A 16,950-nucleotide genomic window follows, 5' to 3' on the forward strand; every position below is an offset into this window, starting at 1 on the left:
AACAACTACCGGCTACGCATGCTCCTCATCGGCGGAGGACTCGACACCCTCATCCCCACCTGAAGTACGAAGAGCCGGTAATGCCGGCCCCGCGTCTCGCCTTTTGCCTGTAGCAGCCCTTGCATGACGAGGGCCTTGAGATCGCGGTTGGCGGCGCCGTACTCCAGGCCGGTCTCCTCTTGGTACGCGGCTCGTCGCACACGAAGCCCCAGCGCAGCCCTGAAGAGGCCGTTGATACTTCTCTCCGGCAGCGACTTCTCCTCAACCAGAGCCTCGAGGCGGAGCCAGAGCTCCTCGGACTCCTGCACGCGATGCCAGACCGTCTGCGCCTGCATGTGGTGTGCCGTGAGATTGAACCGGACCCAGGCACGTGCGTCGTTCGCCGGACTCCAAACCCCTTCACCGGTCTTGGCCAGCACGTCGTAGTAGGCCTGCGTGTTGCGGCCCAACCACTCCTCGATACTCGAGAACTCCGCGCCGAGCACCTGATTGCGTACGTCCTGCGCACCCGGTGACAGCACCTCTGTGATCATGGTGAACAGCCGCCGTGAGTCATGCCGGGAACGCTGGCCTGCACCCCCAATCTGAGGGCAAGAAGAAGGTAACGGGAGCCATGGTCGGGCGGAGCCCGGCACTATTTTGCGAACGGCAAGCGTCGTCGACCCAGGCTTGCTTCGGGAAGGACGCGAGATCCCACTGACCGCCGCTACGGCTTACTGCGTCGGTAGTTGAGAACAGCGACCACGACGATCAAAGCGCCTCCGACAACCAGTACCGCTCCGAAAACTCCGTCTAGCCTGGACAGCGCGTTAGCGACGTTGATGAGGCCCACGATGACTAGAGGGATCAGTAGTGGCAGGCGGTAGTTGGCTTCCGCGGTCGTATGTTTGTCGCGCCGCCTGTGCCCCGCCGATGACACCACCGCCGAGGCCCACCGCTGAACCGTCGAGACCGATGACCACTACGCCGCTCTGCACGGCACCACCGAGGGGCTGCGCCGCCCGTCCGGCCCGGACCCCATGGCCGCGATCGGCAACGCGAGCAAGATCCAGCCCCGCAGCGCGACTACGGGGAGACCGCGACCGTCCGTCAGACCGAGCCATGCATGTCTTCATCACCACCGAGGCCGGCCGCAACCCCGGCCTGTTCCTCGAGTGGCGCAAGGCCCAGCCGCTGCCGTCGGGGGGCCGCGTCGTGCACGCCCGCATCCGCGACGGACGCTGGGTCAAGGTCGACGAGTGGGTCCTCCGAGAGCATCAGAGAGGCCTGAGGCGTGAGGTGGTCTGGACCGCACTGCCTCACGCCTCGGGTGCCTCAGAACTCGACGAGCCTTGCCGATTCTGAGGTGACCTAGCACACATCGCACCTTCAACTGAGCGGGCAAGTCGGGTTGCCTCGAACTTCCACGGCTTGCCACGGCACCCTCGCGGCTCGTCCCTCGTTGCGTAGATCATCACGCCTCCCGATTGAACGAGTCACGCGATGACCACACCCCCCGAACAGATCGGCCCCCCGACCGTGCTTGCGACACACACCGAGATGACCCTCATCCGACCTCTGGACCAGCTGCCCGAGCCCTTGCGCAGCGAGCTCACCGAGTGGCTCATCGCGCACCGCATCGACCCCCACACCGTTGCCCGCCACGCGCCCATCGAGCGCGACGCCTACGCCAAGTGCCTCACGTGGCGCGAGGACACCGACCAAGGCCGCATCGTGCGGACCCACTACCCGCCCGTGACGCCCGACGAGGTCTGGCCCGCCCCGTTCCCCGCCGGCCTGCCCACGGGTGCGGGAACGTCCAGCGGGTCATCGAGCGCCAAGCCGCGCCACGAGCACTGACTGAAACCTTGACGGAAGTTCAGACAGCCGTCGAGTGCTCGCCTACGATTGTCGGCAGAACTTCCGAACACCACATCTGGCGACCGCGAGCCCCCGAGATCGCGGACGCTTCAGCGGGGGTGTCGGTCGTTCTCCTCGCTCGCTTCAGGAGCCCCCGCCGCGGTGACTCGGGGGTCGGCACGGGCGAGCCCGTGATGGAAACACCAGATGACTGCCTGGGTGCGCGTGGTCGCCCCGATCTTGCGGTACGCGGCGCGGATGTGGCTCTTGACAGTGTTCATCGAGAGGTAAAGCCGCTCGGCGATCTCGAAGTTGCTGCAGCCCTTCGAGATGAGAGCCAGGATCTCAGCCTCGCGCGGAGACAGCGCATGCTGGTCGGGCGTCACCCTCCGTCCCGCCTCGGGTTCTGTGGAGTCCGAAAACTCGGGCAACGGCGACTCCTCACTCAGACGGGTCAATGGGATCGACAACGCACGCCATTATGGCCGTCTCGAGCTCCGGTCTACGACCGTCCCGCCGACCCTCACCCCTTGAGGTGAGGGTTGGTTCGCACAACCGCGTACTGCTTGGCCTCGCGCTGGACGGGTCCTTTGCTGCTCAGGCGCCGCGCCGACGCCCATGGTGATGCTGAACCGGACCGTCGGGGCCGAGACCTACGAGGCCAGCGAGGTGAGCGTGACGGCCGTAGTCGGGGCCACCATCGCCGATGCGCGCACCTCGAGGTCAGGGCGAATGGCTTGACGAGGTGCCGGTCGATGCCTGCGCCGTGGGCTGCCGCCCTCCCTTGGGTCGAGGCGTCCGCGCACCGGGGGTGCGACCTCCTGGCTTCCGGCGCAGTCGCCGCGATCCTGAGGCACGCCCACGGGTGGTGCACCTCGGTGGTAGCCGGCACCCGGGGCGCGGCACATGCGGCGGCCTGCCCGGCCGGTCGTGGCCGTCCTAGGCAGCCGCGGTGGGTACCCTCCATCTCGTTGTCGACCCCCACTCGCGACCAACCCAGGGAATGATGTCCTCACCACCCGCCCACGATCTGAGCCGTCGCCGCGCTCAAGCGCCCAAGCCCGCGGTCCGGCCGGGCGCAGCCCACATCTGGCTGCTCGACGACGATGAGCGAGAGTTTCTAACAGTCCTGGCGCGTCAAACGCATCATCGCGATCAGACCATCAGGAACCGTAAAGCATCGCGGGGGGCGTGAACGGGCGCGACGCCACTGCCGAACCTCGAGCCACAACCCCACACGCCACCCGGCACCGGCACCAGCATCTGCAGGTTCCGAGAACTGCTCTTGCTGAACACGGGCGGCTGGTTCTCTTGCTCAGCAGCCGGCGGTGGTGAAGCGGCATAGGTTGGCGATCGGGGTTGTCGCGGCTGCGGTCATCACCTCGGCGCGTTGCTCGGTCAGGGCCGCGATGTCACCGGTACCGCCCTCGCCCTCGGTGGTGTCGAGCAAGACTGCGCTTCCTAGCCGCACGACGTGCAACACCTTTGTGCTGCCGACCTGCTGATCGGCCGGCGGGAACGCGCCGACGGCGTAGGACTGGCCACCGACGCCGGTCTCGACGACCACGCGCCGGTAGGCCGCGCTCTGGGGGCCGCCCGGTTCGGCGGGGCAGGCACGGTAGAAGGCGACGAGGTCGCTGAGGAACGCGACGGCCTGCTGGGCATCGTTGAACGTCAGCAGCTGACGGCTACGGGTGTCCTCCGCGCTGCGGTAGATCGCGCGCAGCCTGCCGACTGGCTCTGGCACCGGCAGCGCCGTGCCGCAGGCGGCGTAGTCGAACAGGGCGTCCTCGAGGCCGGGACTCGGGCCGCTCAGGGCCTGCTCGGGGTTCTCGGCGGCGGCCGGGTCTGGCCATCCTTCGGTGAGTGGGAAGCCGTCGGGGATCGTGGTGGGCACCGTGGGAGAGGTCTCGGTCCGGCCGGTTGGCGGGCCGGTTGTTGGGCCGGTTGACGGGTCGGTTGACGGGTCGGGTGTCGAGTCGGTGGCCGTGGTCGGTTGCGGGAGGTTGGGCGCGACCGGGGTGGGTGTGGCGCGGCGGTCACTGTCGAGGAGCACCGATGCTGGGATCGCGAGCGCTGCGACGGCCATGGCCGCGGCCAGTCCGGTCGCGGCGCGTCGGCGGCGACGGACCTCATCACCACGCCGACGTATGTCGGCAGGGCTGGCAGCGCCCGCGGGCAGTCGTGTGCCGAGGTCGCGCAGTGGCTCGAAGGGGTCGGACATCATCACTCCTCGTGACCGCGAGGTGTCGTGGTCTCTGCAAGCAAAGCGGCCAGGGCGCAACGTCCGCGGCTGAGGCGAGCCTTCACCGTGCCTACGGGGGCGTGGGTCTCGCGGGCGACCTCGGCGACCGGGAGGTCGAGGAGGTAGTGCAGCACGATGGCGCGGCGTTGGTCGGTCGGGATCTTCTGCAGCGCACGTACGAGGTCGATCCGCTGCCCGTCGGGCGGGTCTGCCACGACCGGTGGGGTAGCGCCACGATCGGGCGGGCGGCGCCGGTGGACGACCTTGCGCCACCGGCTGATGGCGAGTCGATGGGCTGTCGTGCGCACCCACGCCTCGGGGTATCGGACGGCATCGAGATGATCGCGATGGGACCAGGCTCGTGCGAACGCCTCCTGGGCGCACTCCTGGGCCTCGTCCCAATCGCCGATCATCGCGTACACCTGCGCGGTCACACGGCCAAGGGAGGCCAGGTAGAAGTCGTCGAACTCGGTCTCGTCCATCTCTCGTCCTCGCCGTGGTGGTGCTGGACGCGCCTGCCCCCTGCAGGGCCTCAGCGTGCGGCTGCGGGCTCGGGGGTCCAGAAGAAATCACAGAGCTCACGGAGAAGTCGCTGAGAGCGTCGCTGCTCGAGCGGTGTCAGTGAGGTCGCCGGAAGATCGGCGAACGCCTCAAGTTGGCGTACCGCAACGGCGTAGCGCCGACCCGGGGCAGTCTCGAGCAACCGAGCGGCCCGAAGCACGGCTCGGTCGGAGGTGGCCGAGGGCGTCTCAAATGCCTGGATCCAGGCGTGACGAGCCCGCGGGTAGCGGTGCGAGGGATGTGCGTCGAGGCGGTACAGCTCACGCAGCAACAGCGCGCGCTCGAAGGGACGTAGGGTCTCGAACTCGGTGCGAGTTGCGCCGAACCACAACTCACGTCCCTCACGGACGACGTAGTAGTCGATACCGCCCAGGTTGTCGCTGGGACGCACCGACACCATCCGGGCGGGGTGGCCGGCCACCCGGCTGCGTCGAATGTCGATCACGTAGGGGTCGCTCTCGCCCGGCGCGTCGGCCGAGCACTCGGTACGGGCTCGTGGGAAGAAGTTCAGCATCTGTCGCGCCTGCCGGGCGGTGGGGTAGTCGAAGATGCCTCGCCACGAGGGCCACGACTTCCACCCGGGGCGCTGCTGGGCCTCGGTGAGGAACTGCTGACCGGGAAGCAGGCTGCGGCACAGCACAGGGGAGTCGCGCACGGTGTCGCTGGGCCGCCACTGCTGCACGGTGGCGAGACCGGTCGGTCCCGTCGATCCGCGTGCAGCCACCCGGTCATCCGCCGCACCGGTCCCCGCCGCCGGCAGCGTCAGCGTCAGCGGGGCCGCACAAGCAAACGCTGCGGCCAGGGCCGCCGAAATGCGCAGCCGCCGCGAGCCGCGCGAGCTCCTACGAACGGGTCCCGCGCTGCTGGCCGTCGCGACCATCGTCGGGGTCACCGCCGGGGCGGGCGTCGGGGCGGGCGTCGGGGTGGGCGTCGGGGTGGGCGTCGGGTGGGGGACGTTCGGGGTGTCGGTCATGCAGGGGATACGTGTGAGACGGGCAGCAGGTTGCGTCAGTGCTCACTCTTCTTCAGCCGGGCACGGCTGTGGTCCCGTTCAGGTCGGCGTCCCGGTCACCGTCGGGCTGTCTCGGGGAAACTCCTTGAGGTGAGCCCGGGTGGCCCGGGTGGCCCGGGTGGCCTGGGTGGCCTGGGTGGCCTGGGTGGCCTGGGTGGCCTGAACTGCTTGAGCACCGCCGGGATCGTGTGCCACCTGTGGCGCACGGGGTGTGGAGCGACTGCTCAGGTGAGAGGTGTGGTTCAGGTGCTGCTCGTGCGGCGACTGGGCCAGGGGCAGCTCGATGGTGAATACGCTGCCACCGCCAGGGTTGGGGTTGATCGAGATCTCGCCACCATGACGCTCGACGACCTGGTGACAGATCGCGAGGCCCAGACCGGTTCCGGTGTAGGCCAGCCCCTCTGGGGTCTCGGTGTGCGCGCGGACGAAGGGACGAAAGACCTCGGTGCTCTTCTCCGGCGAGATGCCGATGCCTCGGTCGGCGAATCGGACCTGCACTCGGCCGCGGTGCTGGCTCGCGCTGATGTCGAGCACCGGCGCGCTTCCGGGAGCTACGTACTTGACCGCGTTCCCGATCAGGTTGCTGAACAGCTGCCGTAGCCGGTCGGGGTCCCCCTCGATACTCGGCAGCGCGCCGAGGTAGACCTGGGGCACGGGCAGTCCGCGGTCGGTCGCGCTGTCCACGTGGGTGGCGACGACATCACGGGCGATGGTGCTCAGGTCGACGTGACGCCAGGTCATCGTGGCATCACGCGCCGTGGTGTAGTCGAGGAGGTCGTGGATGAGCTCGTCCATCCGCGCGGCGCCGGCGGCGGCCTTCGCGAGGTAGCTGCGGGTCTCGGCCAAGACCTGGGGGTCCCCGCGAAGACCGGGCGAGCAGTCGTCGATGAGCATTCCCAGGTAACCGCTGACGATGGTCAGCGGGTGTCGTAGGTCATGGGCGACGACCCCGGCGAACCCTTCCAACTCTGCCTGCTGCATGCGCTCATGGGTGACGTCGCGGAACACCGCGACCGCGGCCGGCTCGCCCTCGCCGAGTGGCAGCGGACGCCCCGACACCTCGATCTGTGCGCCCTCGGGACGCCGCTCGTTGCGGATGAGCATCGGGAACCCATCCGTGCTCTCCCCTGCCAGTGCCCGCACCAGTGGCATGTCCTGCGGGCTCATCGGGGTGCCGTCGAGGTGGAAGACCCCGAAGTTGGCCTGCCACAGCGTGGGGTGGGCAGGGACAGCGTCAGGGCCGTCGGTGGCGTGGTCCTCAGCGCCAAGGATCTCGCGCGCCGCGCGGCTCTGGAGCAGGAACTTCCCATCGGCATCGATCACGGAGACCCCCACGTCGTCGATGGTCTCCAGCATGGTGTCGAGCAGCGAGGCCTGTCGGCGCGCCGTCGCCTCGGCAGCCGCCAGGTCAGCGGTCGCACGGCGCACCTTGAGCGCGGCTCGGTGTCGACCCGTCACCAGCAACCACACCAGAATCCCCGCGAGCAGTGCTGCCACGAGGCCGGCAAGCAGGGCGTTGCGCGGCATCACGCGGCTCGGCCCGACCAGCGCCTCGAGGTCGGAGGAAATGCTCAGCTCCCACTGCTGCTGCGCGACGTCGAGCATGCGGGTGGTCCTCAGGGCAGGGTCGCCCAGGTCGCGGCCCACGGCCGCCACGTCCATCGTCACGCCGTTCTCCCCGCCGGCCCTCAGAACGGTCTCGACCGCACCCTCCCCGGCCACCCCCAGCACATGACCGAGAAAGTCCTGGCCGCGCAGACCCATCAGGACCCAGCCGCGGAAGTCCCCGCTGCTCGACTCGATCGGCACCACCAGGGAGAACGACGTCTGCTGCTGCTCGGCCGGCAGGTCCTGGTCGATGATCAGCACGTAGGCCGGCGATACCGCCGCAGCCTGGTTCCGCTGCGCTTCAGTCAAGGCTGCGAACGGTGCTGCCGCGGTCGTGAGGTCAAGCCCCCCCGGACGGTCGGGCGCCCCGTCAAGACTGGAGGACGCCACCACGAAGACGTGGCTGCTCGCGTTCTCGTTCGGCGTCAGCGTCAGGTCAGGGGCGAACGTGCGGCGCCATCGTCGCTGAGCTGCCGCGACCTCGGCGCTGGCGACGGGCGGAGCGATGTAGACGATCGACGTCGCACCATCAAGACCCATCTGATCGAGGCGGTCGGTCACCTGCCGAAACGTCGACTCGGTGATGTCCTCGACGCTCGCCAGGGCGTCGGCCACGACGGTCGCGACGCCGAGGTACCGCGCGACCTCGGTGTCGGCCGCCGCCGCGACAGCATCTGCTCGCACCGCCAAGGACGCCGAAGCGGTGTCATCGATCAAGTCCTGCTGACGAACGCTCGCTCCCCACCCCACCGCCGTGACCACGAGCACCACCGGCAGCGCCCACACCAGACCGCGTCGCGCAGCCGAGCCGCTCCGCAACCGGCCCGGCCCCACCACCGCAGGACCGTTCGACAGAGCACTCATAGGAAACGTCACCTCGGGGGGTGCAGGGGCGGGGGCCCGAGAAAGCGCCCGAAAAAGGCGCATCAGGTACGTCGGCAAACGGTTGCGCAACCTTAGACCCGTTGAACGTTCACGTACGCCGATCGCAGAAATCACTCCACCGCCAGAGCCGGGCCGATCGGTCGGCCTGGCGCGAGTCGCACCTCTTCGGCGCCTCGCCGAGGGTGCGCGCCATCGCCCGATGCTTCGCCCGCTTCGGCGGCGGGGTCGGCGACGTACTCTCGACGTTGTCGCAGTTCGCTCACCGGGGCACCAGCGCCTACGCCGCGGTCAGCGCGGCCGTCTGGCAACTCATTATGGCGTCCGACTAAAGGCGGCCGGCCATGACGACTTGGTCATCGGCTGCATCTTGGCGAGGCCTACACCGACATGACGGCCAGCCACGATGGAGTGAGGATGGCGGCGCTCCTTGTCGCGCTACGTGCGAAGGCGTGGAGGCGGATGCCTTCGCGTGACCGTCAAGGTCGCGCTCGTCAGGCCTCGCTGGCCAGCGAGTTGCGCGACTTCTGAGGCGGCCGGCCCGCGGGCGGCTGACGCTGCTGAGGCCCTCAACGGGTAGTCCCCTCCGGTTCCAGAGCGTCACCTCGCAGCGCGTCGAGCGCGAGCCGGAGCACAGCGTCGCGGCGGGGGGCCGGCAGCGGCGCCTCGTCCTCGAAAGACGCCAGCACGAGACCGTCGACCACGGTGGTGATGAGGTCGGCGGCCAGCCGGACCGGGAGGGCGAGGTCGCCGTCGGCGGTCGCGGCCGCGCAGGCGGACTGCACGGCGTCGTCCCACCAGGCGTTGAAGGTCGACAGCACCTCGCGCAGGTCGGGTGACGAGCGAGCCCCGGCCACCAGCGACAACCAGGCCGACTGCGCCTCGAGCCCGACCCCGCCAGTGGACCACTCCATCAGCACCTCGATGGCGCGTAACCCGGAGTGGCCGTGAAGTACCTTATGCCCCTCGACGATCCGCCTGTCTACCGCGCGGCGCACCGCCAGGAGCAGCAGCTCCTGGCGTCCCTCGACGTAGTGGGTCACTGCCGAGGTCGAGGCGCCCAAGCGTTGCGCGACCCGCCGGATCGTCACTGCGTCGAGTCCATCGGCCCCGGCGATGAGCAGCGCAGTGTCAGCAAGGTCGAGGCGTCGGTCGTCGGCGTTGACGTGGCGGGGCATTGCGCTATGCTACAACTCTCGTTGCACAACGTGTGTTGTACAACAAGAGTCGATGAATAGGAGTCAACAATGGGTGTCGCGCGTGTGGCGAATGTCGTGGTGGTCGGCGCCGGCTATTCCGGGCTGGCTGCGGCCCGATCGCTGAGGCGGGCGGGGCTCGATGTCATCGTGCTCGAGGCCCGCGACCGGGTGGGTGGGCGCATCCACACCGACCGCGAGGGCACCACGCCGCTCGACCTCGGTGGCATGTGGGTCGGGCCAGGCCAACACCGGATGCTCGAGTTGGCGGAGTCCTACGGGCTGAGAACGTTCCCGTCCTACGCCGCCGGCGACGGCCTGTTTGTCGGTGACCGCGGCCGCCGCCGGTTCGCCGGCGACCTGCCCCCACTGCGCCCGCACGCCCAGGTCGTGGTGGGCCTGGTGATGAAGCGCATCGACGCCCTCGCCAGGCGCGTCGACCCGCGGTCGCCGTGGGAGGCCGAGCGCGCCGAGGCTCTCGACGCGCACACCGTGGCGTCGTGGCTGCGCGCGGTCGCCCCGGTAGCGGAGGCGCGTGACGTGCTGAGTCTGGCGATCGGTACGGTCATGGCGGTCGACCCCGACGAGCTGTCCCTGCTGGCATTCTTGACCTACGTCGCGGCCGGTGGCGGGCTGACCCCGCTGCTCGCCATCGAGGGCGGCGCCCAGGAGCAGCTCTTCGTCGACGGCGCCGACTCGATCGCCTTGGCGATGGCGGCCGAACTGGGCGAGCGGGTCGTCCTCGACGCTCCCGTCCGCACGCTCGACCAGCGCGGCCACGACGTCGTCGTCACCTCCGACCGGCTCACGGTTTCCGCGCGTGCGGCGATCATCGCGCTGCCCACGCCGCTGGCCGCACGGCTCGACTACCAGCCCCCACTGCACGCCGACCGCGACCTGCTGGCGCAGCGCTCGTCGATGGGCTCGGTGCACAAGGCGCTCGCGGTCTACGACGAGCCATGGTGGCGCGCCGACGGCCTCAGCGGTGAGGTCCTGTCGCTGACCCAGCCGGTCTCGACCGCGTTCGACGCCACCAAACCCGACGGGCCCGGGGTGCTGGCCACACTCACCACCGGCCGCCGCGCGCGGGCGCTGGCTCGCCTCGAGCCGGCCAACCGGGTTGCGGCGGTGACGTCATCGCTGTGCGCGTTCTTCGGCGACCGGGCCGCGACCCCGATACGCGTCGTCGAGCGGTCATGGGTCGACGAGCCCTGGTCACGGGGTGGGTACGCCGCGGTGCTGCCGCCAGGAGCCATCACGTCGTTCCGAGATGCCCTGAGTCGACCGGTCGGACGGCTGCACTGGGCGGGCACCGAGACCGCAACCCGATGGATGGGCTACATGGAGGGCGCCGTACTCGCCGGCGAACGGGCAGCGGCGGAAGTCATCGCGGCGCAGGAGACATCAGTCGGCTAGCCAGAGCCCGACCGGGATTGGCAAAGCAGCCGGTTCGCGATCGCAACCAGCGTCACGGCATCGGCGCTTCCGCCGGTGAGCAGCTGCGCCCACACGGAAGTCATCGCAACCAAGCGGGCATCGCGTTCTGGACTGAACCGCCCTGGGTCTCTTGGAGGCTTTGGTCTGGCCCGGGTTTCGCGGAGTCGAGACTCGTTGGATTCTCATGCCACGGTGATGATGCGATTGCGTTCGAACTCCATCGGTGTTAGCCAGCCGAGTTGGCTGTGACGACGTTTCCGGTTGTGCCAGATCTCGAGGTACTCGAAGATCGCGTTGGCCAGCTCGAGTCGGGTGTTCCACTTCTTTCGGTCGAGAAGCTCGACCTGCATGCGCGACCAGAACGACTCGATCATGGAGTTGTCGTAGCAGTCGCCAATGCTGCCCATCGAGGCAAGAAGTCCGGAGTCCCTGGCGCGCTGGGTGAACGCCCAGGACCCGAATTGGGCGGGTTCAACTGGTCGATGCAACACCGGGTTGATTGAGAGAGCGTAGTTGTTCTTCGAAGACCTCCGCAGGGGTCTTCCACTTGAGGGTCTTGCGGGGCCTGTTGTTGAGCGCATTCGCGACGGCCTCGAGGTCCTCGGCGGACCAGCGGGAGAGGTCGGTGCCCTTGGGGAAGTACTGGCGAAGAAGGCCGTTGGTGTTCTCGTTGCTCGGACGCTGCCACGGCGAGTGCGGGTCGGCGAAGAACACCTTGGTCCCGGTTTCCATGGCGAACATCGCGTGACCTGAGAGCTCCTTGCCACGGTCCCACGTCAACGTCCTGCGCAACTGCTCGGGCAACGTCGTCATCGACGCCGTCAGGGCGGCGTTCATCGCCACGGCCCCATAGCCACCGAGGGCTGGCCCGTTCTTCACGTACGGCTTCTCACCCCACCCCTCGAGCCGCGGCAAGTGGACCAGAAGCGTTGCGCGACTGCTGCGCTCGACGAGGGTGCCAATCGCCGACCGACCGGTGCCGATGATGAGGTCGCCCTCCCAGTGGCCCGGCACGGCCCTGTCATCGGCTTCAGCGGGGCGTTCGCTCAAGACGACGTCGGCGGTCACGTGCCCCTGGGCCTTGTTCTGAGATCGCGCTCGTGGCTCTCGCAACGCACGCCCGGTGCGCAGACACGTGACCAGTTCCCGCTTGAGCGCACCGCGGCCTTCAGTGAACAGCGACTGGTAGATCGCCTCGTGGCTGATGCGCATCGACTCATCATCGGGGAACTCGACCTTCAACCGCTGTGCGATCTGCTCCGGGCTCCACGCCGTCGACCACCGTCGGTCCTGGCGGTGAGGCTTGTTCAGCCCCTTCCACGGAGGTGGTGTCGGCCCCGGAACGACCGTGCCATCAGGACGACGAACGTCGCCAGCGAGCCGGTCCTGGACGTACTCGCGCAGCCGCGGGTTCTCGACCAACTTCGCTGGCTTGGGCCGCTTGGCCGCCTGCTGCGCCTTGCACTGCGCCACCCCAGCGCGGTACTCCTGCCTCCCGCTCCGGGTCGCAGCGTTGCGACGCAGCTCGCGCGAGATCGTCCCCGGGTCACGCCCGATCGCGCGGGCGATCTCTCGCACACCATGGTCCTGGGCGCGCAGGATCGCGATCTCCTCGCGCTCCTCGAACGACAGGTAGCGGCCACTGGGTTCGGCTAGTGAGATCGGCGGCATGCCGCCAGCGTGGCGAAACCAGCGCATCCCGACCGGGACCGACACCCCCACAGCAATCGATGCCTCCGCCGAGGTGATCCCGGTGGCGACTAGCGACCAGAAGTCCCGCTGCACCGCGCGCGACGGCTCCGGTCGACCCGGCGAGCGCATCGCCGGCCGCAGCGCTCTATCAGCACGCCACTGCCGGCGAAGCTCGTCAGGCGCATCGCTGGTCTTCCTACTCCAGTCCCTCGTCGCCATCGTTGAACACCTCCAAACTCAGGGTGTTGCGACAACCGATTGAATCCGCCTTGAACGCCGTGGTCGGAGTGAATGACCGTGCCCGGCTCGCCGCCCACAGACTGCTTGTCGAGGCGGCTGTCGATGGCCATGCCGAGGGCGTTGGTGACCAGTGCCCCGGTCGGTGAGGAGTCGATCGACCAGCCGACGACGCGTCTGGAGTAGGTGTCGAGGATGACGCAGCAGTAGATCTTGCCCTCGCGGGTGGGGTGTTCGGTGATGTCGGTGACCCAGAGCTGGTTCGGGCCGGCCCTGGTGAAGTCGCGCTCGACGAGGTCGGTGGCGATGTCGCTGGTGCGGATCCGTTTCCACTTCCGCCGCCCGGTCAGGCCAGCCAGGCCGGCGCGACGCATCAGCATCTGCACCTGGTTGTGGCCCACGATCACCCCTCGGCCGAGGGTGAGCTCGGCGTGGACGCGCCTGCCGCCGTAGATGCCGTGGGAGTCGGTATGGATCTGAGTGATCAGGTCGGTGAGCATCGTGTGGCGGATCGTTCGTTCCGAGGGCGCCCTGGTGCGGTGGGCGTAGAAGCCGGACTCGGCGACGCCGAGAATCTTGCAGGCGGCCTGGACCGACAGGTTGTCCGCGGCCATCACTTCGATAGCCGCGTACCGCCTTTTGGGCTGGTGGCCTCCTTGAGCAGCTCGATCGCGCGTCGACTGATCTCGAGCTCGGCTTGGAGCTCGGCGATCTGCTCTCTGGCCTTGGCCAGCTCAGCGTTCTCGACGGTGCTCACACCCGGCTGCAGGCCTCGGTCGATACGGTCTTGTCGGCGCCAGTTGTAGATCGTCTGATCGCTCAGGTCGAGATCGTGCGCCACGCTCGCGACGCTCTTCCCCGCTTCGAGCAGGTCGAGGACCCTGGAGCGTGTCAAGAATTCTGTGTAAGGCGGCCGATCTCTCTACTTTCTCGGGTGGGTTCTACAGGTGGGGGTTGATGCGGTCGGGGTAGGCGATCGCGAGCTGGGCCAGGGCCTGCTTCCAGTTCGTGACGACCTGTCCCTCGACGAGGCGTCCTTGGGCCTTGCGCTCGCTGGCGGGCTTCCCGCGGTCGCGTTCGCGGTCGCGGGCTCTCTTGTCCTCGATGTTGCAGATCGCCAGCCACAGCAGCTTCACCACGGCGTCGTCGTTGGGGAAGTGGCCGCGGTTCTTGGTGACCTTGCGCAGCTGGTAGTTCAGCGACTCGATGGAGTTGGTGGTGTAGATGACCCGGCGTAGCTGGGGCGGGAACGCCAGGAACGGGGTGAACCGCTCCCAGGAGGCCTCCCAGGTCGCCACGGCGTGGGGGTACTTCTTGCCCCAGTTCGAGTCCGCGAACGCGTCCAGCTCACGGCGGGCGGCCTCAGCGTTCGGCGCGGTGTAGACCGGCTTCAGCGCCGCGGCGACGGCCTTGCGGTCCGCGTAGCCCACGAACCGCATCGCGGCGCGGATCAGGTGCACCACGCACGTCTGGACCGTCGCGGCCGGCCAGGTCGCCTCGATCGCCTCCGGCAAGCCAGTGAGGCCGTCGCAGCACACGATGAGCACGTCGCGGATGCCGCGATTGGCCAAGTCGGCGCACACCCCAGCCCAGAACTTCGCGCCCTCGTGGGTCTGGACCCAGATACCCAGCACGTGCTTGATGCCGTCGATGTCAACGCCCACAGCGATGTGGGCGGCCTTGTTGATCACGTGCGCGCCGTCGCGGACCTTCACCACGATCGCGTCGAGGTAGATGACGGGGTAGAGCGCCTCAAGCGGTCGGGCCTGCCACTCCGCGACGGCCTCGAGGACCTCGTCGGTGATGCTGCTGACCGTCTCGTGAGACAGCTCGGTGCCCAGCGTGGTCGCCAAGTGGTGCTCGATGTCGCGCACGGTCATCCCGCCGGCGTAGAGGCTGATGATCATCTCGTCCAGCCCACCCAAGCGCCGCTGGCCCTTCGGGACCAGCCGCGGCGTGAAGGTCCCGGCCCGGTCGCGCGGCACCGCGAGGTTCACGTCCCCGACCTGGGTCGCGACCGTCTTCGGCGTCGTGCCGTTGCGCGAGTTCGGGAACGCCGCGGCGTCCGGGGCGCCCTTCTCATAGCCAAGGTGCTCCGTCAGCTCCGCGCCCAGGCCGCGCTCGAGGGCGTGCTTGATCAGCGCGGGGATGAACCCGCCGTCGCCGGTCAGGTCGATCTCGCCGGCATCGATCTGGGCGAACAGCCCGTCCAGGGCACCGGACTCGGCCAGCTCGGCAGCCGCTCTGTAGCCCGGCATCTCAGCCCGCGCGGCGCGACGAGCAGCCGCACGACTCGGCCGATGCTCCGCGCTGGTCGACGTCACCTCAGCCTCATCGTTCTCAGTGGTCACAGCGGTCATCTTGGTCCTCCTTCAGGACCGACCGCTTACACAGACCATCTGACACCCCCGGACCCTGCGCCTGAACTCGGCCGGGTAGCCCTGACGTCCCATCGGTACCTCCTGGTGTCAGGCACCAGAATCCACAAATTCTGACTCCTCAAGACCCGGGACACACCACTTCATCGTTTGGGAACGAGGATGGAGCCATGCCGACGGACGTCACACCAGGCAAGCCGACCACGCGTCGGTACAGCCCTGAGGAGAAGGCCGCTGCGGTGCGGATGGTCCGCAACCTGCGCGTCGAGCTGGGAACCGATGCCGGCACGATCCAGCGGGTCGCTCGTCAGCTCGGCTACGGGACCGAGTCGCTACGGCTGTGGGTCAACCAGGCCGACATTGACGACGGGGACAAGCCCGGCGTCTCGAGCGACGAAGCAGCGCGAGTGAAGGCACTCGGGCAAGAGGTCCGCGAGCTGCGACGTGCCAACGAGATCTTGCCGCTCGAGGAACTAAGGCCCAGCTGGCGGCTACTAGAGACTCGACGGCAGGATCGGGGTCTGGCCAGACTGCGGTCCAGGTGACTGGCCGGGGGCTCTCTGTGCGGCTGCCCACCGCGTAGATGGTGTGGCTCTTCCATGGTCTGCGACCGGTCGGTCACCGCTGGTCGGGTGTGGCTCGAGAAGGGACTGCACTGCTCGTAGTAGCGCTGCCCACCCGGTCGTCCCAGGCACCCACTGAGGGTGCGCGGTCCGTTTCGGGAGGTACAGATTGAGCAGCAGCAGACAGGTGATCATCGGCGTCGATCCCCACAAGCTGTCAGCCACGATCGAGGTCGTCGACCCGGCCGGGGTCAAGCTCGGCGAGGGCCGGTTCACCACCGACAAGGCCGGGTTCGCCGCGATGAGCGATTACGTCAACAGGGTCCAGCCTGAGCCTGAGGCGCGGGTGTGGGCGGTCGAGGGTGCCAACGGTGCAGGCCGCTCGTTGGCTCAACGGCTCCTCGTAGCCGGTGAGCAGGTGGTCGATGTGCCGGCCAAGCTCGCGGCTCGGGTCCGGTTGTTCGACACCGGTCACAACCGCAAGACCGACGCGCTGGACGCGCACTCGATCGCCATGGTGGCCGTCAGTTCCGAGCACCGCGACGGCCTGCGGGTGTTGTCGCGTGATGATGAGCTCGAGGCGATCCGGATGCTGTGCGACCGTCGCGACGAGCTGTCGCGGATGCGGGTGCAGACGGTAAACCGGGTCCACCGGCTCCTGGCCGAGCTGGTACCCGGCACGAAGAAGAAGGACCTCTCAGCCCTGCAGGCAAAGGCGATCCTCGCCACCGTGCGGCCCCGCGACATCGCCGGCAAGACCCGCCGACGCATGGTCGTGGAGTTGATCGAGGACCTGGTGCGTATCGACCGGCGGTTGAAGACGATGAAGGCCGAGCAGGCCGCCGCGGTACGCGAACGGGGCTCGACGCTGTTGGACCTCTACGGCATCGGCCCGGCGGGTGCGGCCCGGATCCTGGCCGATGTCGGTGACGTGGCCCGGTTCGCTGACCGGAATCGGTTCGCGTCCTGGACCGGGACCGCACCGTTGGATGCGTCCTCGGGTGAGCAGATCCGCCATCGCCTGTCCCGTGCGGGGAACCGGCGGATGAACCACGTCATCTACATCGCAGCGGTTGTGCAGATCCGCAACGACACCCCCGGACGGGAGTACTACCGCCGCAAGCTCGCCGCCGGCAAAACACCCCTCGAAGCACTGAGGTGTCTCAAGCGCAGGATCAGCGACGCGATCTACCGCCAGCTCCTCGCCGACGCCCGACGCGACATTGTGGTTCCCCCCGAATCGTGGAGGGCTTCTCTATGCGGCTTCCCGGTCGGGGGCCGCTGTGTCCTCGTAGTTGAC

General features: G+C 68.5%; 14 protein-coding genes and 2 pseudogenes. 4 read left to right on the forward strand and 12 right to left on the reverse strand.

From position 1 onward, the window contains the following. Positions 1–5: 5 nt before the first annotated feature. Positions 6–533, reverse strand: a complete 528-nt coding sequence (locus AC3WRM_RS18035; RefSeq protein WP_492249948.1) for a Fic family protein — start codon at positions 531–533, stop codon at positions 6–8. A 1,006-nt stretch (positions 534–1,539) separates the two neighbouring features. Between AC3WRM_RS18035 and AC3WRM_RS18040 the strand changes: the two genes are divergently transcribed. After that, on the forward strand, positions 1,540–1,839 hold the full coding sequence (locus tag AC3WRM_RS18040; RefSeq protein WP_492249947.1) for a hypothetical protein: 300 nt from the start codon (positions 1,540–1,542) through the stop codon (positions 1,837–1,839). A gap of 110 nt (positions 1,840–1,949) precedes the next feature. On the opposite strand, the gene AC3WRM_RS18045 is transcribed toward AC3WRM_RS18040, so the two are convergent. From AC3WRM_RS18045 to AC3WRM_RS18070, 6 genes are all read right to left on the reverse strand, one after another. Next, positions 1,950–2,225, reverse strand: coding sequence for a response regulator transcription factor (locus tag AC3WRM_RS18045; protein WP_492249946.1), 276 nt, complete (start codon positions 2,223–2,225; stop codon positions 1,950–1,952). Between the two features lie 929 nt (positions 2,226–3,154). Further along, a complete protein-coding gene (locus AC3WRM_RS18050; protein ID WP_492249945.1) occupies positions 3,155–4,063 on the reverse strand; it encodes a hypothetical protein in 909 nt (302 codons plus the stop codon). 2 nt (positions 4,064–4,065) lie between these two features. Further along, complete coding sequence (locus tag AC3WRM_RS18055; protein ID WP_492249944.1) at positions 4,066–4,566, reverse strand: RNA polymerase sigma factor; 501 nt, start codon at positions 4,564–4,566, stop codon at positions 4,066–4,068. A gap of 50 nt (positions 4,567–4,616) precedes the next feature. Then, entirely contained in the window at positions 4,617–5,537 is a 921-nt protein-coding gene (locus AC3WRM_RS18060) for a LolA-like protein (RefSeq protein ID WP_492249943.1), read from the reverse strand. 159 nt (positions 5,538–5,696) lie between these two features. Continuing rightward, complete coding sequence (locus AC3WRM_RS18065; protein ID WP_492249942.1) at positions 5,697–8,129, reverse strand: ATP-binding protein; 2,433 nt, start codon at positions 8,127–8,129, stop codon at positions 5,697–5,699. 587 nt (positions 8,130–8,716) lie between these two features. Continuing rightward, the gene (locus AC3WRM_RS18070) at positions 8,717–9,325 is read right to left on the reverse strand and encodes a TetR/AcrR family transcriptional regulator (protein WP_492249941.1); all 609 of its coding nucleotides are present in this window, start codon (positions 9,323–9,325) and stop codon (positions 8,717–8,719) included. Positions 9,326–9,394: 69 nt separating this feature from the next. Here AC3WRM_RS18070 and AC3WRM_RS18075 point away from each other — a divergent pair, with 69 nt between their 5' ends. Continuing rightward, positions 9,395–10,759: a flavin monoamine oxidase family protein gene (locus tag AC3WRM_RS18075; protein ID WP_492249940.1), complete on the forward strand. Its 1,365-nt coding sequence runs from the start codon at positions 9,395–9,397 to the stop codon at positions 10,757–10,759. A gap of 203 nt (positions 10,760–10,962) precedes the next feature. Here AC3WRM_RS18075 and AC3WRM_RS18080 read toward each other — a convergent pair. The 5 genes and pseudogenes from AC3WRM_RS18080 to AC3WRM_RS18100 form a co-directional block, all read right to left on the reverse strand. After that, positions 10,963–11,244, reverse strand: a pseudogene (locus AC3WRM_RS18080) (integrase core domain-containing protein); the annotation flags it as partial. A 7-nt stretch (positions 11,245–11,251) separates the two neighbouring features. Further along, positions 11,252–12,601, reverse strand: a complete 1,350-nt coding sequence (locus AC3WRM_RS18085; RefSeq protein WP_492249939.1) for an IS30 family transposase — start codon at positions 12,599–12,601, stop codon at positions 11,252–11,254. Continuing rightward, positions 12,541–13,323, reverse strand: coding sequence for an IS3 family transposase (locus AC3WRM_RS18090; RefSeq protein WP_492249938.1), 783 nt, complete (start codon positions 13,321–13,323; stop codon positions 12,541–12,543). Before AC3WRM_RS18090 ends, AC3WRM_RS18085 begins: the two co-directional genes overlap by 61 nt. Beyond that, positions 13,323–13,604, reverse strand: a complete 282-nt coding sequence (locus AC3WRM_RS18095; RefSeq protein WP_492249937.1) for a transposase — start codon at positions 13,602–13,604, stop codon at positions 13,323–13,325. The genes AC3WRM_RS18090 and AC3WRM_RS18095 overlap by 1 nt, the downstream gene beginning before the upstream one ends. Before the next feature lie 46 nt (positions 13,605–13,650). Then, on the reverse strand, positions 13,651–14,967 hold the full coding sequence (locus AC3WRM_RS18100) for an IS256 family transposase (protein ID WP_492249936.1): 1,317 nt from the start codon (positions 14,965–14,967) through the stop codon (positions 13,651–13,653). Positions 14,968–15,257: 290 nt separating this feature from the next. Here AC3WRM_RS18100 and AC3WRM_RS18105 point away from each other — a divergent pair. Continuing rightward, positions 15,258–15,548: pseudogene (locus AC3WRM_RS18105) on the forward strand (transposase); the annotation flags it as partial. Positions 15,549–15,837: 289 nt separating this feature from the next. Then, on the forward strand, positions 15,838–16,950 hold a 1,113-nt coding region (locus AC3WRM_RS18110), incomplete at its 3' end, for an IS110 family RNA-guided transposase (protein ID WP_492249935.1).

Source organism: Aeromicrobium sp. EU05-FHT14F07, from assembly GCF_058790455.1.

What these genes read in the sequence shown, in the direction of transcription:
- AC3WRM_RS18090 (WP_492249938.1), bottom strand. Translation starts at nt 13,323, where the DNA reads ATGGCCGCGGACAACCTGTCGGTCCAGGCCGCCTGCAAGATTCTCGGC.
- AC3WRM_RS18065 (WP_492249942.1), bottom strand. Translation starts at nt 8,129, where the DNA reads ATGAGTGCTCTGTCGAACGGTCCTGCGGTGGTGGGGCCGGGCCGGTTG.
- AC3WRM_RS18075 (WP_492249940.1), top strand. Translation starts at nt 9,395, where the DNA reads ATGGGTGTCGCGCGTGTGGCGAATGTCGTGGTGGTCGGCGCCGGCTAT.
- AC3WRM_RS18085 (WP_492249939.1), bottom strand. Translation starts at nt 12,601, where the DNA reads ATGCGCTCGCCGGGTCGACCGGAGCCGTCGCGCGCGGTGCAGCGGGAC.
- AC3WRM_RS18070 (WP_492249941.1), bottom strand. Translation starts at nt 9,325, where the DNA reads ATGCCCCGCCACGTCAACGCCGACGACCGACGCCTCGACCTTGCTGAC.
- AC3WRM_RS18050 (WP_492249945.1), bottom strand. Translation starts at nt 4,063, where the DNA reads ATGTCCGACCCCTTCGAGCCACTGCGCGACCTCGGCACACGACTGCCC.
- AC3WRM_RS18100 (WP_492249936.1), bottom strand. Translation starts at nt 14,967, where the DNA reads ATGCCGGGCTACAGAGCGGCTGCCGAGCTGGCCGAGTCCGGTGCCCTG.
- AC3WRM_RS18055 (WP_492249944.1), bottom strand. Translation starts at nt 4,566, where the DNA reads ATGGACGAGACCGAGTTCGACGACTTCTACCTGGCCTCCCTTGGCCGT.
- AC3WRM_RS18040 (WP_492249947.1), top strand. Translation starts at nt 1,540, where the DNA reads ATGACCCTCATCCGACCTCTGGACCAGCTGCCCGAGCCCTTGCGCAGC.
- AC3WRM_RS18035 (WP_492249948.1), bottom strand. Translation starts at nt 533, where the DNA reads ATGATCACAGAGGTGCTGTCACCGGGTGCGCAGGACGTACGCAATCAG.